The organism is Bacillus sp. 7894-2 (assembly GCF_002272225.1).
In the GTDB taxonomy this organism is placed as follows: Bacteria; Bacillota; Bacilli; order Bacillales; family Cytobacillaceae; genus Cytobacillus.
In genome coordinates this window covers 30,994-55,780 of sequence record NZ_NPDG01000099.1, presented here as the reverse complement: position 1 = coordinate 55,780, position 24,787 = coordinate 30,994, and the positions used below count along the sequence as shown (strand labels likewise).

The window sequence follows — 24,787 nt, the reverse complement described above, 5'->3', positions numbered from 1 at the left end:
CCTTTAGTCGTTTTTTGCCTCGTTCTCCGCCCCATCATAGAATCCACTCATTTCAAGTATCTTGCCGGCAATCTTCTGAATCGCCCCGAACGACTTCTCTGCTTCGAGTTTCGCCAGGTCTTTTTCGTTGAACACGGATTCGCCTTCCTTCGTTTTGCAGCCGTAAATAACCGCAAGGTTCATCATACGTACCATGTCCGACCTAAACTTCATGACCTGTTTCATCTCGTTGGAAGCCAACGTTTTAATAGGCAGAGTTACGTCCCATTCGTCAACGTAAACTTCACCGTATTGAATATCGTCACTTGCTAGTACCTTTTCTCGTAATGCTTTAACGTCAAATTTCGCCATTTATAAAACCTCCGATAGTTTTAGTTTGATTACCCGAATTAATAAAAGCGCCCGCCAGGCACTTCGGATTATGCTTTTCGGTAGCTAACCTAGACGGGCGTTAACTGCCGTGATTAAGGAGTAGTGTCTACGTGTGCCAACGGGCCGGATCCCGTGAGGGAAAGGCTAGTTTCGATCATGTCGTCGTAAGGCGTACCTACTTCGAAGTCTAGCGATGCTTCACCTTCGTAAGCCGCGTCAACGTCGTCTTCATGGAAGAAGAACTTAATCGTTACCTTTTCGAATAGGTGGTCGACCCAGAACGTATCCACATCGAGGATAGTTGCTTCGCCCTCCCACGAGCCGTGCCCGATTTCATGCTCTGTCCACTTCTTGCCTGCAACGGTAGAGTCGACTTTCTCCGTAGAACCGGATACAGACCACTCGCGGAGCTCCATTACGGTAACCGGAGTACCTCCGACAGTGATGTCCACTTTTGCGTATTGTCCTGTCGCTTTCATTTACGTCATCCTTTCGTTTGTTATTACGTGAGTACCTCGACTGATACATCGAAGTAGCCACGGTGATTGTCGGTAATGTTCGAGTTATCTTCGTTTCTAATCGGTGTGAACCCGTTATCGTACAACGGTATCTTATTGCCGGTATCGACGAAGGACTCGGTTAATTCGTCATAGGAATACAACGTGTGCCCCTTCGGTTCCCGCAGTACTTTACGAACCTTCGACTCCAATCGGAATAACTCGTTAACATCGTTAGCGAATACGCCGACTTGGAAGTTGTAGGTATCGAAATAACTCCGATGCCCAGCCGATAATTCCTCGACTGAGTCCGTTATATACTCGATAGTCAAGTAAGGCTTCGGGATATTCGTCAGCTCTACGCCTTCATAGATGATTTGCACATCGTTTGCCTCGGGCACGCTAGACTCGAGGGCCTTACGGAGGGAATACGTAACATCGTAACTCAACGCTTACACCTCCCTTCCGTTTAGCCTTTGAATTGGTCCTTAACGATGTCCTCGAACCTACCCCACAAATGTGGCTGCTCCTTTCGGATTGCCCGTCGGAAGTAGTAGCGCTTCGTCTTATGCTCGTACTCTTGGCGCTGCGCATACGGCATTGTGGACCCGAAGTAGTACGTTAGAGGCGCTTCCCTTTCAACCGACGCGAGTATCGAGTGCATAAGCGCTGTGGTATCTTTCGGAGAGTAGTCGGCTGCCCTATCGGCCATAGCGTGAGTACCTTCCTCAAGGGCAAGCTCCAACCTTTTCCGGAGTTTCTTAGCACCTCTACGACCTACGTTCCTCTTAACGTTTTTAATACCATCATCGAACTCAATCCGATATTTAACCATTACTTAATCAGCTCGAGTAGGATATAGTGCCGGTTTGGTTCGCCAATCCCGAGTGTGTCACGCGCTTTAATCACGTACTGCTCGCCGGTTCTAACACGCTGTACCTTCGTAACGTCATCGACATCAACGCCGATGTCCAGGTTGATTATCGCGTCATCCGTCACTGCCAGCACGCCGTTAACGTATTGGATTTCGCCCTCGCCTCCGGATTGCGATATGAGCGTTTTCCACGTACCTTGTACGGTTTCTGTTGTCTCCCCGTACTTGTTGTCGCCGGTAAACGGGTCAGTTCCGATGATTGTGCGTTTGTAAAGCAGAATATCCTCGGTGCGGTGCTGGGTTATTTCTTCACGGGTTTGTTTGATGTGTTCGATGTCCCACGGTTCTAACATTTAACGTCCCCCTCGTAGCTTGTCGTGTAGGACTAGGTGAAGCGTTGATCGACAGCGCGGGTGCGGGTGCCGTATCTTTCGAGTCGTAACGGGGTAAACACCTTCGCCCATTCCGTACTCGTCCGCGTGAGCATAGATGTGGCATTTGTGACGTTCGTGCTCGCCTGGCTTGCCGTGTGGGTAGTCAACGATTCGAAGACCCTTCGCGATGCCGGAATACTCAGCGAATAGCGCGATGCCGTTTCGCATCAAGTAAAGAACTTCCGTTTCGACTATCGTCTTTATACGCCAATCTAACGTTTTAAAGCTACGAGCTACCTTGCGGTTCATCTGAGAGGTGACTTCGCCTTTTTGGATACTTGTTCGAAGTGTGCTCGAGACTTCCCGGGTTAGTAGTCGTGCTATATCACGTAGCCTGTCGTTAAGTTTTAAGCCGTCGGAATCCTTACGATTGAACGGTGTTCTCGCTAAATCGCGAATAAAAGCATCGGTTGATTTACCTAGTAGGCTCGGCAGTAGCAACGTCATATCAGCGAGGGCTTTCGCTAGTCCTGCGACTGCAAGTAAAGCCGTCACGTTCAACGCGGTTGCTATTGCGGTTGATAAGCCCATAAGCGTAGCCTCAGCCGTTGAATTAAACACCAACTGCAGCTCCGTTTGAATGCTACGGTAAATCTCGCCCTCAATCCGTTGTACCTCACGAATCACAGCGCCTTGCTTGTTACGTGGCACAATGCCGTTGAGGTCCGCATGCTTAGCCAATACATCTTCGACTGTCAAACGGGCCCTGTCGGCTGCCTTCGTTAATTGACCGTACTTACGGGGCAGGGTATTCTCGATTTGCTCGAGGAGTTCATCGAGTTGTGCGTTGAATTTCCGTTCGCTCACTTAATACGCCCCCTTAGTAAATTGGTCGGTCTGCTCTCGACATGACACGGAACCTTGGTCCGGCTGTCCGTCCTGCTTCGTTCTTTTTACGCTCGTACTTTCGGAATAACTGATCGGCCATGTTTCGGTAAGCCTCGGATACCATCCGTTTGTCTACCGATTCCTCGCTGTCTTTGTATTCGAAGTAGTACGCTGTCCTTAGTGCGATTTGCTGCGTCCCGTCCCATTCAGCGTAGAGGAGAACGAGTAATTGGTCTTCTGTTCGGACGTCCTGGTCGAGCCTAAAACCGTGCTCCAGCATTGACCTCTCGATCCATCCGTCTACGTCCGTTTGGTCTACGTTCGGAACGCCTTTAAATCGACTGAGGAGTGTCGTTGCTAACTCGGCTTTAGTCGCCATTTAAACGCCCCCTCGATTTATTCGTCGCCTTTCGGCTTGCTCTTCGATTTCGATTTTGCCTTCGCTTTCGGCTTTGACTTCGGCTCTTCTTTCGCTTCCTTTTGCTCGGTTTCCACTTGTATTTTGCCGTAACCGATGCGCTCTAGGTATGCAGCCGTTTTGTCGTTCACCTCAACGATAGAACCGGGGCCGTGTCCATCGACATAAGCCCCGATTACCTTAACTTTCGCCATTATCTATTAAACCGCGTAAACGTCAGCGTGGAAGATACGGCTAGGCTGTTCGATAGTTGGGAATCCGGCCGCTACCGTTTCTAGTACAGAACGGATAGGAGCACGTAGGTCTTCTGCAGTAAGAACGATACCCGGTTGGAATTCGTTTTCTACAGTTGGGCCTAGTAGGAATTTACCAACGCCCTCAGACAGCATTACTACACGGTTAACCGGGAAGAACTCGATTACTTCGTCAGAACCGTCTGCAACGTTCTTAACAGTTACCTTACGGTTAGTAACAACGTTAACTGCCGGTAAGCCGTATCCACCAAGTACGGAGTTAAGCTCGTCAACAGATACACGAGTACGACCGGAGCCAGATCCCGCAGCTTCCGTTACGATAGTCGTGTTCTTTAGTAGCAACGCTTGAACTTCACGAGACATGTAGATAGCATCCGGAGCTTCACCGTTAGCATCTTCGTACGCTTGGTTCCACTCAAGCAAGTCACCGATTACGTCGTGAGAAGCGTCAGCCCATGTTGAATCGGACAATACTTTTTTGTTCTCCGCAGGGATACCGAAGTCAACCGTTACTTCAACGCCGTGCTTCTTATAAGCGAATTGACCTTTCGTTAATGCTTCCATTTTGATAACGTCGATACGACGCTGCATCGCTTGAACAAGCTGAACGCCTTCAAACGTTAAGTTGTCGATCATCGCCTGGGACTCGGCGCCAGAACGTGCTTGGTGAAGCGCAAGTAACTCCTCTTCGGTAGCGATGTACTTAAGACCCATCTTCGCAATCTCGCCGGCCATAGAAGCGACTTGATTACGGTCAACAACCGGTGGCTCCGCGCCGTGTCCGATCATCGCAGCGATGTACTTGTTCGACTTGATGATGTCGTACGCAAACTTCGTGCTGAACGTATTCTCATTCGGGATATATCGGTCAGCGAACGTCGGCATTGTCTCTTCGACTGTTGCGTCCACCAATCCTAGTAATGCTGGTTTTTGGAATTGCTCTAAGTGTGTGATACCTGCCATTTTATATCGTCTCCTTTAATTTTGGTTTCGTTAGTTTTCGTTTAAATGCGTGTTAATTAGCGAGCTGGGATATAGCGAATGTTATCGTTAGCTGCTTTGAATGCGTCAGTCGGAGCTGCCGGTAACTTGTCAACGTAAATAGATCCACGTACGATTACTTCACCAACGATAGTGTCGTTCTCGCCGTCGTTTACAACATCGATGTTAAGAACCGAGAAGTCTTCGAATCCTGGCTCGATTGTGCCCGGAGTAGTCTCCGCGTAAGGCTCGAATTTTCCGGAAGTAGAGTTACGTGCAATAAGTGTACCTAACTCGATAGTTCCTGCCGGGAATGCAGTTGCGTCAAGAGTCGCACCTACTTCGATGAATTGAACGTGCTCAGACGCTAGAATATTTTTACCGCCTGTGAATCCTGTTTGGCTTGGCTGTAAGTTGTATGCCATTGTGAATCGTCTCCTTTGTTATTGGTTTAGTTTTTGCCTTTGACTTTGCCTAGCTTTTTCAGACGCTCGAAAGCTGCGCGTCCTTTGTCCTCGAGGTCTTTCGTTTTCGGCGGTTGCTTTCCGCCGTTGCCCGGGTTAGGGTCGCCGTACGGCTTTTCTTGCTTCGGAGGGAACAACGCCTTCACGCTTTCTAGCGACGCCTTAAGCGCTTCGTCATCGTCACCTTCGATTAATTTCGTAAGAGTCTTCGCTTGCTCCTCTGAGTAGCCGGCTTGAGCTAACAACGACTCTTTCTTGACTTGAAGCGACGTAGCACGTTGAGCCTCGAGATCCTTTTGCAGGTTATCGTATAGCTCCTTGTACTTCTGCTCCTCTTCAAGTCGTTTGCGCTCGGCCTCTTTGCGTTCAGCTTCGAGGGCTTCGTCGCGCTTGCGCTTCTCTCGGTCAAGACGTTCCCTAACGATGCGGTCGATATCAGCTTGCGTAAACTTAGGCTCGGGGTTAGTACCGGGTTCCCCTCCCGTGTTATTTTCACCTTGGTTTTCGCCTTGCTGTTCGTGCTGCTCGTTTTGTTGTTCGCCTTCTCCGTTTTCTGCGCTAAACTTCTGAATATCTAACGACATTAAAAACTTACGTGGTGCTTTCATAACTAACTCCGCCTTTCGCGTATTATTGTGCTTTCGCACGAGCCGTCAGTTTAATGACTTATCGTAGGTCCGTTACTTACTGAATTACCGCTGTCTTACCTGTACTGCTTACCTTTGGCGCACTTGGACAACACCGTCTCCACGGCAGTTTTGACAGGTCGCAATGTCGCCGTCAGCTACGTTAACTACCTTACCGGAGCCTCCGCACTCACTGCACATTTCGACTTCCTCACCTTTAGCGTTACGCGGTGCTGTGCCTTGTTCAAGCGCTAACTCGAGTTCCTCCGCTGCCGGTGTTAACGGGCCAGGCGCCGGCTTAGTGTCCGGGTTAATCGGCATGTCTCCACCGTACGGATCCATCATCGCTTGCATCGCTTGGAACTCTCGATTGATTTCGTCTTGCTTCGCTTTGATATCCTCAACGCCTAGTCGCTTAAGAGCGCCTGACTGCGATTCTAACTGCGCGGTCATTTCCTCCGTTAATAGCTCGACAAGTTCCTTACGGTTATCTGGTAACGGCAGTACGAATTTCATTTCTGTTTCGTAGTCTTCGATTTTACGGATGATTTCTTTATCGTAATTGAAGTTGCCTTCGCCTAAACGAGCTTGCAAGTACTTGATTGACTTCTCGTGAAGCTCCTGCAGACCGTATTCCCACGATAACCAGTGCTCTTCGGTGTCCGAGATTATGTCGTGGAACAAAATCTGTAGGGCATCCCCGTTAAGTCCTCCGAAGTTAAGCTCCTGCGGAACCACCTGCGGAAGGCCGGATACCTCGTGCATTGCGCCTTTGACTCGCATGTATTGGTCCTTAAATACCGCGCCCCACTTGAAGCTCGATTCTAGCTTTTGGATTGACGGGTTCTGACCGTCTTGGAATCCGCGTGCCTCGAGTACTGCGCCAGGTGCGATTTGCATTTGGTCGGCTGTGCCCTCAGGTGCGTTTAATACAGTAGTCATCGCGAACATTTCGAACTTAAGTGCGTCGATTGCGTCCTCGTTCATTCGGTTCAATACATCGTTCTGCTCTCGTAAGTTAGCAATCTCGCTGTCTCGCGCGTTCTCAGCTAGTAAATCGTTAACCTCGAATGCTACGACCGGGATGAACGGAATACCCATCGGTGTCCTCGGCTGTACTTGCTCGATTACTTCGAGGTCTTCCGCTGAGTAAATCGCCTCTTCTACGAAGCATTGACGTTCGCCTGTGCCTTCGTTGTCTCCGATGCCTCCGCCTTCTAGCGTGAATGTCTGCTTACGGAATGCTTCGATTTCTTCGTCCCCGTCTTCCACCATCATCTGTCGGATAAAATGGCACGCGATCATCTCTTCGTAGTCATCGTCCGAGTATACCGGAAAAAATTCCGTATCTGGACGGAAGATCCATCGTAGCTTACCTGTGTACGGATTGAACACGATTTTAGCGACAACCCTGTCGGCGATTAACCGGTCACGCGCTGCCTGCAGTAACTTACTGCGCATTTTGTTCTCGCGCCATAGCTGATGTAAAACCTTCTCGAAGCCCTCTGCGATTCTGTCGGCCTCTAACTGAGCCGGGTCTTGCGCTTGGACATTCGGCGCTAACGTTGGCTGCGTGGCTGACTGCGCCCCTTGCGGTGCCTGCGGTCCTGCCGGGGAATTACCCGCTGTTTGCGCTCCTGAGCTCGCCTGGGTAGGAGAACCTTGCGCTTGCCCTTCCGCTTGTTCTGACGTTGTTTGCACCGGTGATGTGCCGTCGTCATTTACGATTTTCTTCCGAGGGACTGACACCGAGTGCTTTCCGCCCATTTGCCATCGAGCCTTACGGTTGATAATCGCCTTGAAGTAATTCGTTGCGTACCGTGTAGGGTCGTAATCTAGGCCCGCAGGTCGCTCGAGTTCGGACGAGGCAACTAGTTCACCGGTTTCATTCCGATGTTGCTTACCGCTGTAATACTCGTAGTTCTCGAATTGATTTTGCAAGCGTTCAACCGTTTGTTCTCCGAGTGCTACTTCGAACGGGCTAAACAAAAGCTCATCCATGTCCTCCGGATTCATTAGCTGATAGTCCGCTGTGAATCGTTCAAAACGTCCCATTCAAACGCCTCCTCTCTGCTAAGATATTTTCTCGTCTTCGATTTCGTTTATATTCGCCATTACAACCTCGACACACGCCTCGACGTCCGTTTTTATTTCTGTCTCCCAAAAACGGAACATCGTAAACCCACACGCTTTTCACTACTATACGAAAGTCTATTCAACCTACCACCTCACTCGCTTTCCGGTCGTTTGGACAACCGCATTTCCGGCTTTCGCTGTCATATACGCCATAGAGCAGCAATCCGGGAAGTCATCGTGTTTGTGCATAGGGTACATCTCGAATTGTTCCATCGCAGCTAGTTCTACGTTTTGGAAGAATCGTAGATTACCGTTCTGGACATCCGGCAGAAGCGCTTCAATCCGCAACGCCTTTCTTGTCCTTTGCTTTATTTTCTTTAGTCTCGTGTGCGAAGGGTATCCGTTGTTACTGAGCTCCTCCGAAAGCTTATCCGCGAACCACTCCTGGGCGAATTGAGCCTCGACGCCTATCGCATCATACTGATACTTAAGCGTATAGTGCACCGCCATCCTCAATAGGACATCCGGATGAACTCGCTCCATATAAACATCCCAGACGTAACACTTTCCGGTGTCTAGATTCTTAGCTATCGTAACAATAACGGAATAATCCCCCGCTTCCTTACCCATTGCGAAATCGATAGCTCCGTAGAATCGTAAGTTAGCTTCGGCTAAGTCTTCCCGACGGAAACGATACTGCGCGAAGTATTCCGGCTTGAATATCTGCCGTTCTTCGTCCGTTGGGTTATTTTGGTACTCCTGGTTAAACGCTTTGATCCCGTTTTCTTCCCGGCGTACCATGAACTCGTAATACGACCAATAGCCGGGCCATAGGATTTCGCTGCCACGTAGCATTTCGGTTTCATTCGCTTCGTAGAAGGACCGCGCATCGTCCGCTGCAGTAGCCGAGTCAGACCGATAAATCTGACGCCATTGCTCCCACATGTCCTCGCGCGTTGCATACGAATTAATGGCCGACATCTTACGTGATTCAAAGTCCCGCCGTTCCTCGATAACGTAATGCAACAGTGAGCCGTAACATAGGATAGTACCGAGGTATATACAGATACCGTTACGAGACATCGCAGGCAACATTTCCTCGCGGAACCACGCTTTGGACTTCTCGATTAACTCCGGCGTGTTCGTGCTGTCCTTCGATTCCAAGTCGTCCAAAATGAACATATCTGGTCGTGTGTTACCGTGGCGTAGTCCGCGTGTCTGCGTGCCTAGTCCTTTACCTTCGACCTTTGCGCCTGACTTCGTGATGAATTCGTATTTATTGTCAAGCTCGTTCATTGACGGCTTAACGTGTAGTAGCTCGCCGAAATCCTCACGTAACTTCTCGTTCAACTTAAGCTGATACTTGCCCCACGAGATAAAATCGCCGGCTACGTCGGTTGTTTCCGAGAACAATACGATGTACCTGCGGGCCCTATACACGAGCTGATGTACGAGGAATATGTTCGAGATCCACGCTGTCTTCGCATGCCCACGAGGGACCGCCCAGGCGACATTCTTCGTTTGCCGGCCCGTCATGATATCGTGGAATAGCCCGCATAGCTCTTTATGGACGAATGCTGCGTTTAGCACGTTGACGCCTGCGGGTATTAAATTGTCCGGATTGCCCGGGTTGCCGTCTTCCGAGAAATACGTCATACCGAAGTACAGTACGTTGTGCTCGCCCTTGTGGACGCGCTCCACTCGTTCAAGTTCGTCTACTACTGTCTCCAGTCGAACCAAGTCGGATTCAACCGCTTGGCCCGCCTTTAGCAGTGCGAGCAACAGCCGGCGTTCTTCGATTAACTCTCGAATGTACGATGCTCGCTCGTCATACGCGAGCCATTCTCCGTTAACGAACGCCATTACCGCATGCCTCGCATCTTAGGCGGTAACTCAAACGAGTGTAGAATCTCGCCTGTTTTATCGTTTAGTAAAAGTCCTAATCCGTCGTACAAGCCTGACCCCGGTTTGAATCGAACAACGCTTCCTCTCTTCTCTCTGCCCGCTAGGCTGAGCTCGTCGCGTATCTCAGCAATGGCCTCGTCTATTTCTCGGTGGCAATTATGCCCCGCGTGTTCTAGCTTCTGTAGCTCGTGTAAATAAGCTAGTAAATGATCGATACGTTCCATCCTCATCGTCCTCCTCGTTTATAATCGTTATTCTTCGTCCTCATTTACATCAGCGCCGAGTCGCGCTAACAACGCTGCTTTACGCTCTTCAAACGACTGCTCACCCGATTGCTTAATCGTTACTTCCGTTGCTGTGTCGAGGTCGCCGATACGCTTCAAGTAAAGCTCGATGCCTTTAACGGAACCACGCTCGATTGAATCGATAAGTTTCTTGTAAACAAACGATAGATGCGAATCCATGAATTCCGACGCAAGGTAGTTCTTATACGCGATAAAGTTAGCATCTCGTTTATCCCAATTGTAAAGGGTCTTACGTGAGATACCGAGCTCCTCGGCTAGCGCGTCCTGTGTCTTACGCTGTGCCTTCGGTGTGAACTCGTGCTCTACGAGCCTAATCGCTGCTTCTCGTTGACCTGGTAACAGCTTACTTTCGTCATATTTGAAATTATGTTTGTTCGCCATGATTATCCCCTCCTTTCAGTCGTGTCTAATCGGAGGTATCGCCACCCCCGTTGCTTAAGTATTCGCGCATCTCTTCGGTTGTACGCGTCTTAGGCGCTGCTTGACGGTACTTAGCGTTTCTCTCGTCAACCTCGCGCATAGTCTCGTAATGACCCTCGAAACTACCGTTTTGGTATGCCTGGTGCGCTTTGACATACGCATTGTAGTGTTCGTCTTGTTTCGAGGGATCAACGTTAATATGCACGCTGTCGTAGCGTAGGCCTGCGAGTGATGCACCGTAATTCAAATGTAGTTCTTCGACCGTGAAACCATCGATGTTAACCCGTTCGAATTCGTCTGCTTGCTCCTCGAGCACCAACGTTTTTACAACGAGCATGTTGACGCCCTCCCTTTCGCTGAAATAGCTTGCGCTCTTTCAGCAAGCGTGTTATCGTTATGTTAACTGTACTTTCGTAACAGGGGCGACAGGAATCGAACCTGCCCAAACGGTTTTGGAGACCGTCTCGCCTAGCCTTGGAACATGCGCCCCTACGTAAACTTTAGTTCGGTAATATTACGAGGTGCCATCGTTTGACCCTCGAGTTATAAAATTCTAACGCAAATTATTGTTCACCCGGCAGCGCGGGCCCCACGACATACCCCCCGGGGGTCTAAAACCCCGTCATATCAACGTTTTAAGCCGTTTCCAGGCACCGACTACTTCCTATAACCCTCATTATGTAAACTAGTGTTCGTATGATCCCCGAACAGCTTCGGCCTTACTCCCCCAACGGTTGCAGCCGTTTTTACCCACTTAACCACCGTTATAAATAACGTTATGTTACCGATAATATACCCCTATCGTTATTGCCGTATAGTTACCGATAACCCCCTGAAGTTTCCAGACAGTGTCCGTCATGAACGTCCTGCCCGATACATTACGGCAGTATATTCGTTGCCTAAACCGTTAACCCACCGATAACCCCTATTTTGCCAAGCGGTTCGATATCGAGTAACAAACGGTAGTCAATCGATAGCAAACGAGAAACCCCCTCAGCCACCGTTAAAACGTATATAAGAAGAAACTCGTCAAAATTGCCGAATCCGAAACGGCTGCCGTACAATAAACCGCTATATTAACGGGGTTTTAACGGTTACCCAACGATTGTTTTAAATACCGCATATAAACGTTGTATTCGTTACTATCGTTTATTAGCTGTTATTATCGGTAAATACGTTTATACGTTTGTTTCTGTTAGTATCTATTGATACGAGTGTAACGAGTATGGCAAACTTTGTTTGCCGTTAATGCCGTTGTATTAACGATAGTTAACGTTAATATGCGTTATGGTATACGTTGCCTTACCCCCTCAATATATAGCCGTACTAAACGGGTTAAAATTGCGTATATAGAAGAAAAAAGTTTATTTTATTTTCGTTAAAACGGCTGCAACCGTTGTGCCCCAAGGGGTTGACGGCTTTTTAACGTTGTCTGATCGATATTTTTTCGAAATTAATTGTTGACTCTTTAAAAGTGTCGTTGTATACTAGGGTTAACTTAATAAAACAACGGCTTGTAACGGCGGAAACAACGGCTTCGAAAAAAAATCGAAAAAAGTGTTGACACGGTTTAAGAGTCGGTGTTATACTAAGGGTAGTCAAACGGCAACACGGTTTGGCGGTGTTCATCCTAATAGCTTGAAACAATCGGGTAGCAACCGAGTGAAACAACGGTAACAACGAATTAAAAAAAAGTAGTTGACACGGTAAACGAGGCATGTTATACTAAGGTCAACCGAATAAGGGGTTTCACTGCTGAGTTCGCTAGTACGATTGAGTTCGGAAAATGGCTCGAGTGGTAACGAAAAAAAGTTCCTTCAAACGGTTGACACGGTAAACGAGTTGAGTTATACTAAGGTTAACGCAAGCAACAAGGCAACACAGTCACTTATCTCTATAGTCACGGCAATTTAATGGATCTTTGACAAGCGAATACAGCGGGTTTCCACTGAGGCATCTGAATCCGACGGGAATATAAGCGAGCAAACGCAACGACCTACGGCTTACACAGCGATAGCGAGCGAAAACTCAGCGAGTGAGTACCGACTAATACACGGAATGGATAGGACGCCAACAAGCAAGAACAATAACCCTTTATCAGTGGACGAATTAAGCGGAGCGGATAGCTAAAGGTTGCGATGACGGCGAAAGCACGAGCGACGGTCTAGCGGTGCACAGATTCCGACAATTCGATAGCTTACCTCGTCTTTAAGCGAGCAAGCGAAGGTGACGACGAAAGTCGGCCACGCAGCGCAAATACCCTGGGCGAATTATGCAGCAAACACGAGTATATTACGTAGGTACGAAAGTAAAGATACAGGTTAAATCGAAAAACAAGCGAAGGGATGCGATAGCATGGGCATGAGCAAGCTAATACAGGGGATCAGAATGTTTGACGATGTATACGATGTCTCAAAAACCGAGCAGTTACAAGCGGTTGAGGCGTTAATCGAGGATTGGGGCCACAAGGAACGACCGAAAGAAATATTCGTTGTACTAGACGAAGAGGATTACGAGGCATACACGGCAAACGGGCGAATCGACTTGTACCGAAAATTCCATACGAGCAGTTACGAAAAAGCAATCGAGGAACTTAAGGAGGTGAACGGGTAACTTGCGCAGTCAGCGCTTGCTCGTTTAAAGATGCGGTAAGCAACCGAAAAGACAACGCATCAAACGTATATAATTGGAGGGATCCGTAATGGGTAACGAAGTAAGCGAAGCGAAGTATGAATATGGAATCTGGACACCGACGGCACACGTTATCTGCCACGACTGTCACGAAGCAAAGTACAATTTTACGGGAAAGCGCCCGCTAAACAAGCCGGAGCCGGCGGAACTAAGCGAGGGCTGCGCCGTAACCTATTGCGACTTCTGCGGAAAAGATATTCAGCTAGATGACGAGGTAGCCGGCGAGCATAACGCAGTAAAAGCCTTACAGGAACGGGGAATACCCGCAGTCATGGCGCAAACAGGCGGAATGAACAGCGCGGTTGAAATCGAGCTGAAACCGTGCTCAGAAAGCGAGGACGACGACTTCAGCGAGTGGCTTATGATTAAAGCTGAGGGCAATACGTGGTGGCTAATGTGGAACAAGGAAGACGGCGATTGGGAAGAAGAAGGGCACTCGTCAGATATCGAGGAACTAGCCGAGCTGACACGGAAGGCAATCGCGAAATACACGAAGTAAGCCCAGGCGGATTCCTCCCGCCTCTTGCACGCGGCATGACTTATAAACGGTCGTACCGTGTGCAAGCGCTGGGAGGCGCGTAATTTAAAGGAGGCGGTAAGCAATGGAAAAACGTAAACCAATCGCATACATCGGACTGACAAACGTGGCAAGCGTGCAAATTTACGACTTAAACGGCGGTGACGCAGTACTTGCGGGCATCAACGATCATGAGCCTGAGTGGTGCGAGGTGTACTACGCAATAGACGAGAACAACAACGATGAATTCTTCGAAGACAGTGACGAGCCCGTACACGAGCCACGATTCAAACTCGGGGAACTTGAACTATCGCTATCAGAAGCGATGCGCGTTAACTTTTAATTTATCTTATTGACACGGTAAACGAGTCGTGGTAAACTCGAAATAACCTTACGAAATGGAGACGATGACAAATGATAAACCTTGAAAAAGACTACACTTTAGCGGAGCTTCACGTACAAATGGAGCGCATGAAAACGGTTGAGGGACGCCATAAAACGTGGCAACGCATAAAGGCGAAGGAACGCGAGGAAGAGCTTCGGAGACAAGTGGGGGCTAACGCATGATGCAGGGGTATATATCCGCAAGGGTCCTACGTCAGGAACTCGACAAGGCAACGACATTGGCTGAAAGGTTAGCCGTATACAGTCGAATGGCCGAAGCTGTCCGACAAGGCGCGATAAGATTGATTTGAGTTACGCTAGACGGGCATACCAACGTGTGCCCCTCGATGGGTTACTCAAGCAAAGCAACCCGAATAAATACGCTATGAGGCGGGAGGAAACGCAAATGTCAAATATTAAAATCGCATTAACGAATCTAGGTAAGTACAACGAAGGTGAACTCGTATACAAATGGGTCGAGTTGCCTGCGGACGAGGCGGACATTCAAGATGCGTTCAACGTAATAGGAGTGCACGATGGCACTGAATACGAGGAATACTTCGTGAGTGACTACGAAGCGCCGCTAGGTATCAAAATCCAGGAGTATTCGAACGTATGGGAGTTGAACGAACTTGCCGAGGCACTCGAAAACATCGAGATACCTGAAGAGCGTCACGGAAGATACGAACCAAGCGATGTAATAAATTTCGCAATGGAGCTTTGCAACGAAAACATAGTCCCTAACGCGGACGAATACGTCCAAGATATCATAAGCGACGACCTCATAAACGAAATGGTTCGACATCATGCGGAGCAGGGCGAATGGGAGCTCGTAAAGTTCTTCTTAGCCGACGCAGATATAAACGAAGAGTATCACTGGTTAAACGGGTACGGCAACGTGGAACGCCTAACGAACGACCGATTAGAAAGCGTTATGCACGATCTAATGCAGGAAATACGCAACAACATTTAACGCAAAGACGGCGGACCCCTCCCGCCTCTTGCACGGCATCCATATGAGTTAAACGTGGGCATCGTGCAAGCGTTGGGAGGCGCTTAATACCAAATGGAGGCGATAGCATGAACTTAGACCTAACCGAACTACACATGACTCTCAGCCAACGAGTGAGAGTCGCGGGGGTCGATGAAGCCCTCGCGGTTATGGACTACTTGGGCGACACCTTAAACGAGGACAGATACGCCTGGGGTTACATCGTAACAGACCACGGGGAATACGTAGAGATTGTCAATATTGAAAACGAAGAGGAGTGACGGTAGCATGGTAAAACTATTCGATGACACACCGGTAGGCAAACAGTGGGCAGTCGAAGCGACAGCAGGCACCTGGGTGTTTAAAGGTACTGTATCGGAGTTCTTCAACGGGTGCATTACGGAGGAAGACGTGGAGGCATACGTACAATCGAAGGCACCTCGCAAGATAACGTTCATTAAAATCGAGGAAATAACGGAGGGGACGAAATGAGGAAAATTAAAATCGAGTTCAACGTATACAAGTTAAACGAATTAACGGGGATCAACTACCGCAACGCAATCGATGAAATCAGCCGGGCACGTGCCGAGGAATGGCAGGAGTTTGACGCGGAGGAACTTCTAACGTCAATGCGCAAGGCAGCCGAACACTTCGGAATGCGCGTTATAGACTCAAGCGTTAACCTATTCGATAGTAGCCACGTGTTAGTAGACCGCGAGGGCTTCGACGACGAGCAAGCCGAGCACGCATCGCAGTGGATTAACGAGCGCTACGAGGACGGGGTAAACGGCCACTGCCCGTTCACAGGCGTCCACTTCGACTGCTATTTCTTCGACGTATTCAAAGCCCAGGGCGGAGCTAAGCCCGAAACGGTAAAGCAGGACATCGTAAGGGCCATAACGTTCATGCTCGAGGAATGCGTGAACAACGCGGAGCAGTCGATCAACGACGACGAGGACAGCCTCGAGTATGCAGACATGCACGAGCTCGAGTTTTACGATGACGGACGAATCTATAACGGGTGAATAGCGAACACCAGGGAGGCGACGAAATGAACGAACTTGAGAAACGTATAGCAGAATTTAAACGGGCCGCCATCGCGCTTTACGAAGCGTGGGAGCACGTACCGTACGAGGAAACAGCCGGCACATACATCGAGGACCGGTACCCTTTCGATGAGGACTTCGGCGAGGTACTGGCGAAAATAAACGAATGGAGTGACGATGAATGAACAAGCTAAAATTTGATGACGTCGTATTACTAGTATTCGGGGCGGTGGCTACGGCTATTATCGCCCTGGCCGTTATGTATGCGAGCATTAACGCCGAAGCAAGTCCGGCACTAATCACGGAGGAATTCGTAGTCATCAGCCACGACATCGAAACAGGCACGTATGAAGCAACGAATATTCACGACGGCACTGACAAGGCAAAGCTGTACTTCACGACAGAAGACCTCGAAGGTAAAGCGACAATCATCGAAGGTGACCACGTTATAGCGCACTATGGGGAACAAGGGCGCGAGGACTTATTCGTGAAGGTAACGAAGCTACCGACAGGCAGCGCATGTCAGCCGAGTGACTACGCACATGTACCATACGCTGACGAGTATGAGTTCGAGTGTATCGACGGGTTTCTGACTGTCTGGGATGCGAATACAGGCGACTACGTAACGACCGAACCCCTTTGTACCCGAGACGAATTAAAAGCCGAGGACGGATCGTGTGTACCGTCTGAGTACTACGTAACATCGGAGTGATAACGCATGTTGGTGATACTGTTTTGGCTAATCGGGGTGCCAACGGCAATAGCGCTGTGCCGTACCCCGATGAACGCATCGGAATTTCTACAGAAGCAACGATTTACAGCGTATTTCTACTACGAGTTTAGCGTAATGCTAGCCGTAATAATTATAACGACAATATAACGGAAGGCGGTAATAACGATGGCAAACGATACAAAGCTATACTACGCAAAAGGTGAATTATTGGATTGGGTCGACATGATGGAGGAAGCGAAGCGCCTGGGCCTAAGACCCGACGATGTCCGCGAGTTCATCGCATCGGCAACGGGCGGTACGAAGTAATGCGGGCAATTGGCGGGGATCCCACGATACGGGACGTATACATTAAGAAGACGGGGCCAGCCGTGGAACAACGGCATCCCCTCGTCACATTTAAGGCTAAGCTGGACGACTACTTTTTCGGGGGTCCTACTGACGTCGTCACAGCGTTTCAATTCTACGGATTTTTCATCGCAATGTCAATAATGGCGGTTGTCTTCGCGGCAGTCGGCATGCTAAACTAAGGGAAACGGAGGCAAGGATGTGCTATCGAGAATGTTACAATCGAATTTAAAGGAATTGCTCGCAGCTAAGCGTATGTCTATCCGGGAGTTCTCCCGAAGAATCGACTATCGATTCGATGCCGTACGCCTGCTGCATAATAACGAGCTTAAACGGATCCCGGTCGAGTTGATCGAGCGTACCTGTACGGAGCTAAAGATAACACCGAATGATCTGTTTACTATTACGTCAGACAAACGTCAACCAAAGGAGGAGTAGCGTATGAAAGACGAATGTAGATGTAGTGAAATGTATGACTGCTGTGATTGCGGCGGCAACGATTGTGGATGCAGGTATTGTTGGTCCTGCAACGCTTGTGAAGAATGTTTAAACGAAGATTGATATTAAGGAGGAATCGAAATGAAAAAGGAAACATGCGAATACTGCGGTAGTACGCCGGAGCAATCGAAGCAATGGGGATGCGATTTCTGCCACGACCAGGCGAAGGAGGCACAGGAATGATCGATTTGTACTGCCGTAACTGCGGGGAAGAAGAACCAAAGAACCTCGCTTATATCGGCGCATACGCTGATAGCGACGCATGGCGCTGTAGGAATTGCGGAGAAGAATTTCAAACTAACGCGGAGGAGGAAACGAAATGAGCGACAAGCAACGCAAGTTCATGGACGAGATACACATGGACGACCGGTACCAACCGTTAACTCACGGCGCATTCGTTCAATACAAAACAGACTCCGGCCAGATAACTCCGGTGTACCTATCGAAGGTAGCGCTCGAGCAGATACTCGCTGACATCGAACTCAAGCGTGCACAGGATGTGATAGTCCGTGGCTAACATGAAACGACTAGCAAAGGAAATTGACGACCTACACGCGGACTATGCCAACGGGGATCTGACGAAGGACGAATACGGGACGTATCTAAACGCATTCAAACAACTACTAAACGACGGAAATGGAGACGATGAACAATGAACAAGCTAACAATCGCAACAGGGGCGCTGTCCCTAACGTTACTACTCGGGGCATGCGGTGACCCAGACACGGAACAAATGGAGAAAGCGAGCACGGCAGCAGTGAAAGAGGCGGAAGAAACGAAGGCCAAAGTCGAGGAGGAAACGGAAGCTAAGGAACAAGCGAAGGCTGACGGCAAGTGGGAAACGGAAGTAGGCGAAACCGTTGAGAACGAAGGCGGAACATTCACGCTGCATGGGCGCAATGACCAGGTAGCGCCGCAAACAACCGGCCCTATGAAGCTGAACATTACGCAAGTTAACAAGACCTCCGGCGTACTTAAAGGCGAAATGAAAGCGATGTTCGACTCGGAAGTAGCTAACTACGTTCAAGTCGACATGGAAGTCGAGAACACTTCGGAAGACACCGTTAACTTTTACCCCGACCAGGCTACGATTACAACGAGCACTGGCGAACAAGTTACGTCAGAGTTCATGATGTCAGACGACGTCGGCGGTGAGTTCATCGGACCGGTCAAGAAACAAGGATCCGTGTTCTTCTTCCTCAAGAACTCGAAAGCCGAGGACCTCGAGTGGGTACGCCTGATTGTAACCGCACCTAGTAACGCAGACTTCGAGACAATCGGTGATGACATCGACATTAAAGTCGAGTTTTAGTCGATAAACAAACGAAAAGCCCGAAGAAAAAGCCCGCCGTTGATTAACGGGGGCTTTGATTATTGAACGAGCGTTTATGGGGCGTATAGTCGACACCATCGGTCGCAACGTTAACACCGTGGCTTATCGGTACTTCGGTTAATACCGTGCCGTCCTTGCGCCTCTCTCTTCGCTTACCTGAGGCTCGTAACTCGTACTGACGGTCGGATAGTATCGGGTACTCTTCAAGCGTAATCTTATCCGGTCTTCTATCGGTTAACTCTTCGTGTAACAGTACGTCTGCTAAACGCTCCAACGCTTTACCGTCCGGTGACTTACCGACTGCTTTAACGTAGGCATTCGTTAATTCATGAATCGCCTGCTTCCTTTGACCACGGCTCGTTGAAGCCGCGGTATGCTCGAGTTCTTCAATATAAGCGATTAGTTTCTGCTTGTAGTCTCCGGAGAATTCGTAATTAGTTGACATGTTCTAGCGCCTCCCATTGTTCGTATATGTTTGCTATCTTGCGTACCGCAGCTTGAGCGTGTCGGGTGACCGTCGAGGGCTCGACCCCTAGCTTTTCAGCAACCTCGACCCCGTCAAAATACTTCACGTACAGCAAGTCAATAACCTCACGTTGCTTAATCGTTAATTCCGCGAGTTCAATCGCTTCATCGAGGTCAGCGAGTTCATCTGGCAGATGCCACAGCCCGAGGTACTTCTTTTCTTCGAGTTCATCCCGGAACTCTAATAAGGCCTTAACGTAAAATTCATACTTGCTTGACATAAAACCCGCCCTTTCGGTATAATCTAAAGCAAAGGAGTGATAACGAATGGAAACGAAGGACACGAAGAAAAGTAAAACATTTGAGTGGATCACGAATAAATCCACGATAGCCTACGTCACAATCGACAACCAACGACGTCTGTACCTATCGAAGCCTGCACGGGAACTAATGGGGCTGCCCGAAGGGCGAGTACGGTTGATTGCCGGCTATGACTTCGTTAACGACCGAGTGGTCCTGGCTAAGCCAGAGGTCGTTAAGGTAACGAATATCAAGCCGTTCAAGTTCGACAAGCGCGGGTACTCAAACGCGAAACACTTCGTTGAGCGAGCGAACTTAAGCGACTTACCTATTCGATTCCTATACGAGGGCCGTGACTATAGCGAGTACCCGCAAGGCAGCTATGCTTTCACCCTGGACGGCTCTACGCCTGCTGACGGTTGAGCAACGGCAGTAACCGTAGCCCTAACGATTCGATAACGTTAACCGTCACGGCATTTCCTGCTTGCTTATAACGCTGCGAGTCGCTAATGCCTGCGTCGACAACCGTTTGATGAACCTCGTCGGAGAATCCCTGGAGGCGAAAACATTCGAGTGGTGTTAGCTTACGGATGCGGTAACGGGGGGACGGCCGGGATTCGAGAACCTGCGTGCGCTGTCCGTGATTAACCATGCCTTTCGCATAGTTAGCGTCAAGCGCGTTCGAGGTTTCACGTGTCTCGATCGCGCCTCGGTTGTTCACGCAACCTTCTCGCTCAACAACGCCTTGACTGATTCCCGAAGCCTCGAGCGTATTAGCCACTTGCTTGCCCACCCGACCTCTACGGGTATTGCTGTTAGGGAAACGGAAGTTTACTGCGTCGCCCTCTTCGGCTACTGCGTAGCCCGTCTTAGTCGCTTCCTTAATCGGCAACCCTTCGACTTCCTCAAGCAATGACGGCAAGTGACCGCCTCCTGCGGACGTTCTAATCGTGGGGCTTTCGTCCTTGAACACCCTCGGCTTTTTCTCCTCGAATCCTCCGTAGATATTGTGCAAGATATTCGGGGCATCTTCGGTGTCTTCCGGTTCTAAGCGACCGACGAGCGCAGCTGTCTTCTCGTCCGACAAGTAATATCGTTCATCAACGACCGGCTCGAGTATATCGATCAACTTCGTCGTAACTTCGTCTTGTTTCGGCCAATCGAAGTTAAACGACTTCAAGTCGGGGTACTCAGCCAGGCGACGCTTGCCCTTCGGAATAACAGTCGACCCCTTTACGTTTACCCACGGTTGGTTCTCGATTAGGTCCTCACGTACTCCGACGATAAAAATACGCTCTCTGTTCTGCGCAACGCCGAAGTATTTCGAGTTCATGATTTCGAAGTCCACGCGGTAGCCGATGTCATTAAGTGTTTTGACAATCGTGTCTAGCGTTTTGCCTTTGTCGTGAGACACAAGCCCCTTCACGTTTTCCGCGAGTATTAACTTCGGTTGTTTCTCGGCTGCTAACCGCGCCATTTCGAAGAACAACGTGCCTCGAGCATCATCGAATCCCCCTCGTTTGCCTGCAACTGAGAACGCCTGGCAAGGAAAACCGCCGACGAGAATGTCGTGGTCGGGCACGTCAGCTGCGTCTACTTTCGTGATGTCTCCGCGAAGATTACTCTCTCCGTGGATTGCCGAGTAAGCGATACTAGCGAATTTATCAATCTCGGAAGCCAGGACGCACTCCCCACCGAGTTTATTTAACGCTAATTCGAACCCGCCCAATCCGGCGAAGAGGCTTACGTATGTGAATAGGCTCATTCAGCATTCCTCCTTGAATTTGTCTAGGTTGGATGTGACAGTGTGTGCCCACCCATGGTTGTGCATAACCGAATGCTCCGAAGGGTTGGTGATATATAAGTTGCAAGGTCGGTTGTCGTCCTTCACTCCGTTGATGTGGTGAACAATTTCGCCTGCCTCGAGATACCTACCGATTTCTCTCTCAGCAACGAGGATATGTTCGAATACATAGTCGCCATTAGAAGTAGCCCTCGGATGACCTGTAGTTTTCAAGAGCACGTACCCGTGGTAGTTGACAGTCCTGCCACCATTCCACGAGTTGTTTTTAGAGCCTCGCTGATCGCGCTTAGCTGCAACTCTCGGTACATATCCGTGCTCCTTCATTTGCCTCCACACGACCTTTTGTGTCGTCCCCAAGACTTCTGCCACCTCGGATTGAGTCATCCCACTCTCGTAAAGTTCAACGATTCTCGAGAAAGGTACGTCTTGTTTTTGGCTTTCGATTTTACAAGAACGTGAGCAGAACTTAGGGTTAGGATTGTAGCTAACGAATCTCTTACCGCATCTAGAGCAGTCAGTTTCAGTCCTCGCCATCACTACTCTTTCCCTTCGAGGTGGGCTATTGCGAAGTCAAGATATTTTCTACTCTTTTTAAGATCCTCGACGAGCTTCCCTTTGTGTGGTGCCCTCGCGACGTACTTCTGCGTGTTGCCGACGCAATAACCTACGAACGGATCTTCGTAGCCTGACGTTACCTGCTCGATGATTTCGATAACCTCAAATTTCCCGGCGTTGTAATGCGACGGTGAATTAACGTAGTCGACCGGAATGCCTGAGTGCGGCGTCAACTCGCCTGTAAACGTAATACTCGATTCGCCTGGGAATACGCCTACGATTCCGTCAGGTACCGGTATTTCGTCAGCTGTGTCCGCCCCACCATCCTCAACTAGCACCTCGTATTCGCTGTGCCGGATTACCCCGTCACGGTTATAATCTCCGACTGCATACGTGGAGAACACGTACCTACTATTAACTCCCTCAGCCTCGAACAAGTCTCCTTCGCTGTAGACGTCCCCTTCGTATTCCTTCTTAACGATAACAACGTGCTCGCCTACCTCGGCCTGGCGTTTGACTTGCGTTAGCTCTACGCAGTTAGGCTTTTCGACTAACCGACGTGAAGACCCCGGGGGATCCACGTAGTAATACTCGAATCCGTTCGATTCTGTTGTGCCGTACGTCTTGAAGACCTCGCCTTCTTTACCGGTTGACCACGCTTTGCCCTTCGTTATCTTAATAAACTTCGCCATATTATCGTCCACCCTTCGTTAATTTTCGTTTATTACTACCTCCACCGGCTGTCTGCCGAACTGTACCGCCTCGCTCTTCGACCCTACGAGTATGTCGATTTCATGCCCGTTAATGGCTGCCCCGATATCCTGCGCTGTGGCTTTCATCGTGCTCCCGTTCTTAAACCGGAGGGTGACGGTAGAACCCAGGGGAATCACCGAGGGATCCGTTGCGATGACTCGCTTACCCTCGTGTGTTATCGTGCTACGTACATCTACGCCACTCTTCGTGATTCCGGAACAGCCCTCGCAATCTGCCGTGTATGCCGTTGCCTCTACAGTAATCGTCCGATGATTGCTAGGGCTATCGCTGTCGTTAGAAACGTTAGCAACCCGATTGCTATTGTCATTAGCATTCGATCCACTCGCTTTAGCGCCTTTTCCTCGTACTGCTCGATTTGACTTTGCCTGCTGCGCTTGCCTCGCTTTTGTCCGTGCAATTTCCGCCGCCCTCCTTTCGGCTTGCTCGCGTTCGATGCGTTGCTCATACGGTGTCTCCCGTGTGGCCTCGATCTTTACTTTCGATTGGTCTTCTGCTAGCGTTAAAAACGTGTACATCGTTAGTATCGATAAGATAGTTAGCCTCCTCTGCGTTATGCTGCGTTGAAATAAGCCTCCGTCCACGGCTCGACCGCGATCACTGCGTCCTTTAATGCGACTGCCAGGTCGGTGATTTCCTTTTGCGCCCCGTTGCCCGGCTTTCGCTTACGGTAGAATCCGAGCAATGCCGTCAGGTTCGCTGTCATTACGAGATTAGTTGCGGTTGCGTTCGGCAGGACAGCTCGAGCATCTTCGGCTGACACGCCTGCTTCACGCAGCTTGTCGTATGCCTGCTGTGACATCCTCATAGCTTCCTCGAATATGTCCGTAGAGGGACGGTTAGACATCGGAGTCCCGTATACGAAGTCGTACATATCTGCCGTTTTATCCGGCGTAACTCTATCAGGTACAACGTAATCCATTCCGCCTGACCTGTCGCCACTGCCGAGTCTCACGTAACGCTGCGACTGTACCGAGAAACTAAACCCGACGCGATGCCTCGTTAGCTGCGCCAGCAACGCCCGAGAAACCCCTTCGATAGCAAACGTGAAGCTAATATGTTCGAGGGTTGACGTATGACCTGACCCCACGATGTGACGGAAAAGCCGGTCTGCCTCTGAACCGCCGTTGCCGTCCGTGGCTGTACGACCGAAGTACTTTTCGCCTTCCTTCGCTACGATTTCGGTTGGCTTATTCGGGCTGTAACACGTACGGATCGCGGTTAGCGCGATTGCCTGGCCGTCTGTTGCGCCTGTGGCATCTAGCGTGTTCCCGTCGTAGTTTAAGAACTCGTCAAATTTATCGAAACTCTCGTAAAATTCCTCGCTTAATTTCGTATGTGCCATTAACTTAACGTTCATTTTTACTTCGGCCATTCCGGCACCTCCTGTATATTTACGTCGATGTGGTAGTCGTCTAAAGTACTGAATGTTTCGGATACAGCGCCTTGCAACTCGTCTTTCATGTACGTCAGGAACTCGGCCTGCTCCGGACCTTCGTAGCCTCGAAACTCTTCGGTGAACTCCGGCTTCGGCCGATAGTAAACCTCGATTGTCGCTTTGAATACTAGCTCGTTGCTGTCGCTCATTCGCTCGCCTCCATTACGTGGAAATCGTGGGCCTTCATCCGGTCGTAGTCCATAAACTCGTTGACGATGAAGCCGATAAACTCGGGATCAACCGGTCCGAACTCGTGAATCTTTACGTACGCTGCTGCCCAATCCGGGTCGTCTTCCTCTTTAATTTCGAGGTATCCCCCGGCTGCCTTCGCTTCCTCATACGCTTTCTTCACGCCGTATTCGTCCTCAACGAACATAGCTCCGTAATCACCGTCTCCCCATACTTCTAATACGACTGTCATTCGTCGCCCTCCTTGTATAACACGTCTTTTATAAAGTGAAT

39 protein-coding genes and 1 tRNA gene are annotated in these 24,787 nt (G+C 49.6%); 14 read left to right on the top strand and 26 right to left on the bottom strand.

Annotated elements, in window-relative coordinates:
* Nucleotides 1–3: 3 nt before the first annotated feature.
* The 17 genes from CHI10_RS14870 to CHI10_RS14790 form a co-directional block, all read right to left on the bottom strand.
* Nucleotides 4–351 (bottom strand): hypothetical protein, encoded by a 348-nt coding sequence (locus tag CHI10_RS14870; protein ID WP_095245016.1) that lies wholly within the window; start codon nt 349–351, stop codon nt 4–6.
* Nucleotides 352–464: 113 nt separating this feature from the next.
* A complete protein-coding gene (locus tag CHI10_RS14865) occupies nt 465–851 on the bottom strand; it encodes a hypothetical protein (RefSeq protein WP_095245015.1) in 387 nt (128 codons plus the stop codon).
* Nucleotides 852–874: 23 nt separating this feature from the next.
* Entirely contained in the window at nt 875–1,318 is a 444-nt protein-coding gene (locus CHI10_RS14860; protein ID WP_095245014.1) for a hypothetical protein, read from the bottom strand.
* Nucleotides 1,319–1,338: 20 nt separating this feature from the next.
* Nucleotides 1,339–1,704 carry a hypothetical protein gene (locus CHI10_RS14855; RefSeq protein ID WP_095245013.1) on the bottom strand — a complete coding sequence of 122 codons (366 nt, stop codon included), beginning with the start codon at nt 1,702–1,704 and terminating at the stop codon, nt 1,339–1,341.
* Nucleotides 1,704–2,096 (bottom strand): hypothetical protein, encoded by a 393-nt coding sequence (locus CHI10_RS14850; RefSeq protein WP_095245012.1) that lies wholly within the window; start codon nt 2,094–2,096, stop codon nt 1,704–1,706. The genes CHI10_RS14855 and CHI10_RS14850 overlap by 1 nt, the downstream gene beginning before the upstream one ends.
* The gene (locus CHI10_RS14845; RefSeq protein ID WP_095245011.1) at nt 2,097–2,984 is read right to left on the bottom strand and encodes a hypothetical protein; all 888 of its coding nucleotides are present in this window, start codon (nt 2,982–2,984) and stop codon (nt 2,097–2,099) included.
* A 13-nt stretch (nt 2,985–2,997) separates the two neighbouring features.
* Nucleotides 2,998–3,384 carry a hypothetical protein gene (locus CHI10_RS14840; protein WP_095245010.1) on the bottom strand — a complete coding sequence of 129 codons (387 nt, stop codon included), beginning with the start codon at nt 3,382–3,384 and terminating at the stop codon, nt 2,998–3,000.
* Nucleotides 3,385–3,401: 17 nt separating this feature from the next.
* The gene (locus CHI10_RS14835) at nt 3,402–3,617 is read right to left on the bottom strand and encodes a hypothetical protein (RefSeq protein WP_095245009.1); all 216 of its coding nucleotides are present in this window, start codon (nt 3,615–3,617) and stop codon (nt 3,402–3,404) included.
* Between the two features lie 6 nt (nt 3,618–3,623).
* Nucleotides 3,624–4,640 carry a major capsid protein gene (locus CHI10_RS14830; protein ID WP_095245008.1) on the bottom strand — a complete coding sequence of 339 codons (1,017 nt, stop codon included), beginning with the start codon at nt 4,638–4,640 and terminating at the stop codon, nt 3,624–3,626.
* A 56-nt stretch (nt 4,641–4,696) separates the two neighbouring features.
* Complete coding sequence (locus CHI10_RS14825; RefSeq protein ID WP_095245007.1) at nt 4,697–5,083, bottom strand: hypothetical protein; 387 nt, start codon at nt 5,081–5,083, stop codon at nt 4,697–4,699.
* A 26-nt stretch (nt 5,084–5,109) separates the two neighbouring features.
* Nucleotides 5,110–5,730, bottom strand: a complete 621-nt coding sequence (locus tag CHI10_RS14820; protein WP_095245006.1) for a DUF4355 domain-containing protein — start codon at nt 5,728–5,730, stop codon at nt 5,110–5,112.
* A gap of 108 nt (nt 5,731–5,838) precedes the next feature.
* A complete protein-coding gene (locus tag CHI10_RS14815) occupies nt 5,839–7,803 on the bottom strand; it encodes a phage portal protein (protein WP_095245005.1) in 1,965 nt (654 codons plus the stop codon).
* A 165-nt stretch (nt 7,804–7,968) separates the two neighbouring features.
* On the bottom strand, nt 7,969–9,687 hold the full coding sequence (gene terL / locus CHI10_RS14810; protein ID WP_095245004.1) for a phage terminase large subunit: 1,719 nt from the start codon (nt 9,685–9,687) through the stop codon (nt 7,969–7,971).
* Entirely contained in the window at nt 9,687–9,953 is a 267-nt protein-coding gene (locus CHI10_RS14805; protein ID WP_095245003.1) for a hypothetical protein, read from the bottom strand. The genes terL and CHI10_RS14805 overlap by 1 nt, the downstream gene beginning before the upstream one ends.
* Nucleotides 9,954–9,980: 27 nt before the next feature.
* Nucleotides 9,981–10,415, bottom strand: a complete 435-nt coding sequence (locus CHI10_RS14800) for a phBC6A51 family helix-turn-helix protein (protein WP_095245002.1) — start codon at nt 10,413–10,415, stop codon at nt 9,981–9,983.
* 25 nt (nt 10,416–10,440) lie between these two features.
* Nucleotides 10,441–10,791, bottom strand: coding sequence for a hypothetical protein (locus CHI10_RS14795; protein ID WP_095245001.1), 351 nt, complete (start codon nt 10,789–10,791; stop codon nt 10,441–10,443).
* Nucleotides 10,792–10,871: 80 nt separating this feature from the next.
* Nucleotides 10,872–10,945, bottom strand: a tRNA-Trp gene (locus tag CHI10_RS14790).
* 1,897 nt (nt 10,946–12,842) lie between these two features.
* Between CHI10_RS14790 and CHI10_RS14785 the strand changes: the two genes are divergently transcribed.
* From CHI10_RS14785 to CHI10_RS14725, 13 genes are all read left to right on the top strand, one after another.
* Nucleotides 12,843–13,067, top strand: coding sequence for a hypothetical protein (locus tag CHI10_RS14785; RefSeq protein ID WP_142301778.1), 225 nt, complete (start codon nt 12,843–12,845; stop codon nt 13,065–13,067).
* A gap of 88 nt (nt 13,068–13,155) precedes the next feature.
* The gene (locus CHI10_RS14780; RefSeq protein WP_095244999.1) at nt 13,156–13,644 is read left to right on the top strand and encodes a hypothetical protein; all 489 of its coding nucleotides are present in this window, start codon (nt 13,156–13,158) and stop codon (nt 13,642–13,644) included.
* Nucleotides 13,645–13,747: 103 nt separating this feature from the next.
* The gene (locus CHI10_RS14775) at nt 13,748–14,005 is read left to right on the top strand and encodes a hypothetical protein (protein WP_095244998.1); all 258 of its coding nucleotides are present in this window, start codon (nt 13,748–13,750) and stop codon (nt 14,003–14,005) included.
* 447 nt (nt 14,006–14,452) lie between these two features.
* Nucleotides 14,453–15,019: an antirestriction protein ArdA gene (locus CHI10_RS14770; RefSeq protein WP_179289045.1), complete on the top strand. Its 567-nt coding sequence runs from the start codon at nt 14,453–14,455 to the stop codon at nt 15,017–15,019.
* Nucleotides 15,020–15,126: 107 nt separating this feature from the next.
* A complete protein-coding gene (locus CHI10_RS14765) occupies nt 15,127–15,318 on the top strand; it encodes a hypothetical protein (protein WP_095244996.1) in 192 nt (63 codons plus the stop codon).
* A 7-nt stretch (nt 15,319–15,325) separates the two neighbouring features.
* A complete protein-coding gene (locus tag CHI10_RS14760) occupies nt 15,326–15,529 on the top strand; it encodes a hypothetical protein (RefSeq protein WP_095244995.1) in 204 nt (67 codons plus the stop codon).
* Complete coding sequence (locus tag CHI10_RS14755; RefSeq protein ID WP_095244994.1) at nt 15,526–16,062, top strand: hypothetical protein; 537 nt, start codon at nt 15,526–15,528, stop codon at nt 16,060–16,062. Before CHI10_RS14760 ends, CHI10_RS14755 begins: the two co-directional genes overlap by 4 nt.
* Nucleotides 16,063–16,088: 26 nt before the next feature.
* Nucleotides 16,089–16,268 carry a hypothetical protein gene (locus tag CHI10_RS14750; RefSeq protein ID WP_095244993.1) on the top strand — a complete coding sequence of 60 codons (180 nt, stop codon included), beginning with the start codon at nt 16,089–16,091 and terminating at the stop codon, nt 16,266–16,268.
* Complete coding sequence (locus CHI10_RS14745) at nt 16,265–16,795, top strand: hypothetical protein (protein ID WP_095244992.1); 531 nt, start codon at nt 16,265–16,267, stop codon at nt 16,793–16,795. The genes CHI10_RS14750 and CHI10_RS14745 overlap by 4 nt, the downstream gene beginning before the upstream one ends.
* A 186-nt stretch (nt 16,796–16,981) precedes the next feature.
* Nucleotides 16,982–17,122, top strand: a complete 141-nt coding sequence (locus tag CHI10_RS22415; protein ID WP_179289044.1) for a hypothetical protein — start codon at nt 16,982–16,984, stop codon at nt 17,120–17,122.
* A gap of 240 nt (nt 17,123–17,362) precedes the next feature.
* Nucleotides 17,363–17,599 (top strand): helix-turn-helix domain-containing protein, encoded by a 237-nt coding sequence (locus CHI10_RS14735; RefSeq protein ID WP_286137376.1) that lies wholly within the window; start codon nt 17,363–17,365, stop codon nt 17,597–17,599.
* A 379-nt stretch (nt 17,600–17,978) separates the two neighbouring features.
* A complete protein-coding gene (locus CHI10_RS14730) occupies nt 17,979–18,176 on the top strand; it encodes a hypothetical protein (protein ID WP_095244990.1) in 198 nt (65 codons plus the stop codon).
* Between the two features lie 135 nt (nt 18,177–18,311).
* Nucleotides 18,312–18,971, top strand: a complete 660-nt coding sequence (locus CHI10_RS14725; RefSeq protein WP_095244989.1) for a hypothetical protein — start codon at nt 18,312–18,314, stop codon at nt 18,969–18,971.
* A gap of 43 nt (nt 18,972–19,014) precedes the next feature.
* Here the strand turns inward: CHI10_RS14725 and CHI10_RS14720 are convergent, their stop codons facing one another.
* Nucleotides 19,015–19,437 (bottom strand): hypothetical protein, encoded by a 423-nt coding sequence (locus CHI10_RS14720; protein WP_095244988.1) that lies wholly within the window; start codon nt 19,435–19,437, stop codon nt 19,015–19,017.
* On the bottom strand, nt 19,427–19,738 hold the full coding sequence (locus tag CHI10_RS14715; RefSeq protein WP_095244987.1) for a sigma factor-like helix-turn-helix DNA-binding protein: 312 nt from the start codon (nt 19,736–19,738) through the stop codon (nt 19,427–19,429). The genes CHI10_RS14720 and CHI10_RS14715 overlap by 11 nt, the downstream gene beginning before the upstream one ends.
* Nucleotides 19,739–19,784: 46 nt before the next feature.
* Here CHI10_RS14715 and CHI10_RS14710 point away from each other — a divergent pair, with 46 nt between their 5' ends.
* Entirely contained in the window at nt 19,785–20,180 is a 396-nt protein-coding gene (locus CHI10_RS14710) for a hypothetical protein (RefSeq protein WP_095244986.1), read from the top strand.
* On the opposite strand, the gene dcm is transcribed toward CHI10_RS14710, so the two are convergent.
* From dcm to CHI10_RS14675, 7 genes are all read right to left on the bottom strand, one after another.
* A complete protein-coding gene (dcm, locus tag CHI10_RS14705; RefSeq protein WP_095244985.1) occupies nt 20,161–21,522 on the bottom strand; it encodes a DNA (cytosine-5-)-methyltransferase in 1,362 nt (453 codons plus the stop codon). The genes CHI10_RS14710 and dcm overlap by 20 nt on opposite strands.
* Nucleotides 21,523–21,918: an HNH endonuclease gene (locus CHI10_RS14700; RefSeq protein WP_286137375.1), complete on the bottom strand. Its 396-nt coding sequence runs from the start codon at nt 21,916–21,918 to the stop codon at nt 21,523–21,525. It abuts the gene before it with no gap.
* A gap of 179 nt (nt 21,919–22,097) precedes the next feature.
* Nucleotides 22,098–22,808, bottom strand: coding sequence for a DUF3310 domain-containing protein (locus CHI10_RS14695; protein ID WP_095244984.1), 711 nt, complete (start codon nt 22,806–22,808; stop codon nt 22,098–22,100).
* Nucleotides 22,809–22,826: 18 nt separating this feature from the next.
* Nucleotides 22,827–23,405 (bottom strand): 3D domain-containing protein, encoded by a 579-nt coding sequence (locus tag CHI10_RS14690; RefSeq protein WP_095244983.1) that lies wholly within the window; start codon nt 23,403–23,405, stop codon nt 22,827–22,829.
* A 35-nt stretch (nt 23,406–23,440) separates the two neighbouring features.
* Nucleotides 23,441–24,247, bottom strand: coding sequence for an FAD-dependent thymidylate synthase (gene thyX / locus CHI10_RS14685; protein ID WP_483294956.1), 807 nt, complete (start codon nt 24,245–24,247; stop codon nt 23,441–23,443).
* A 2-nt stretch (nt 24,248–24,249) separates the two neighbouring features.
* Nucleotides 24,250–24,474: a hypothetical protein gene (locus CHI10_RS14680; RefSeq protein WP_095244981.1), complete on the bottom strand. Its 225-nt coding sequence runs from the start codon at nt 24,472–24,474 to the stop codon at nt 24,250–24,252.
* On the bottom strand, nt 24,471–24,746 hold the full coding sequence (locus CHI10_RS14675; RefSeq protein WP_095244980.1) for a hypothetical protein: 276 nt from the start codon (nt 24,744–24,746) through the stop codon (nt 24,471–24,473). The genes CHI10_RS14680 and CHI10_RS14675 overlap by 4 nt, the downstream gene beginning before the upstream one ends.
* Nucleotides 24,747–24,787: the final 41 nt, after the last annotated feature.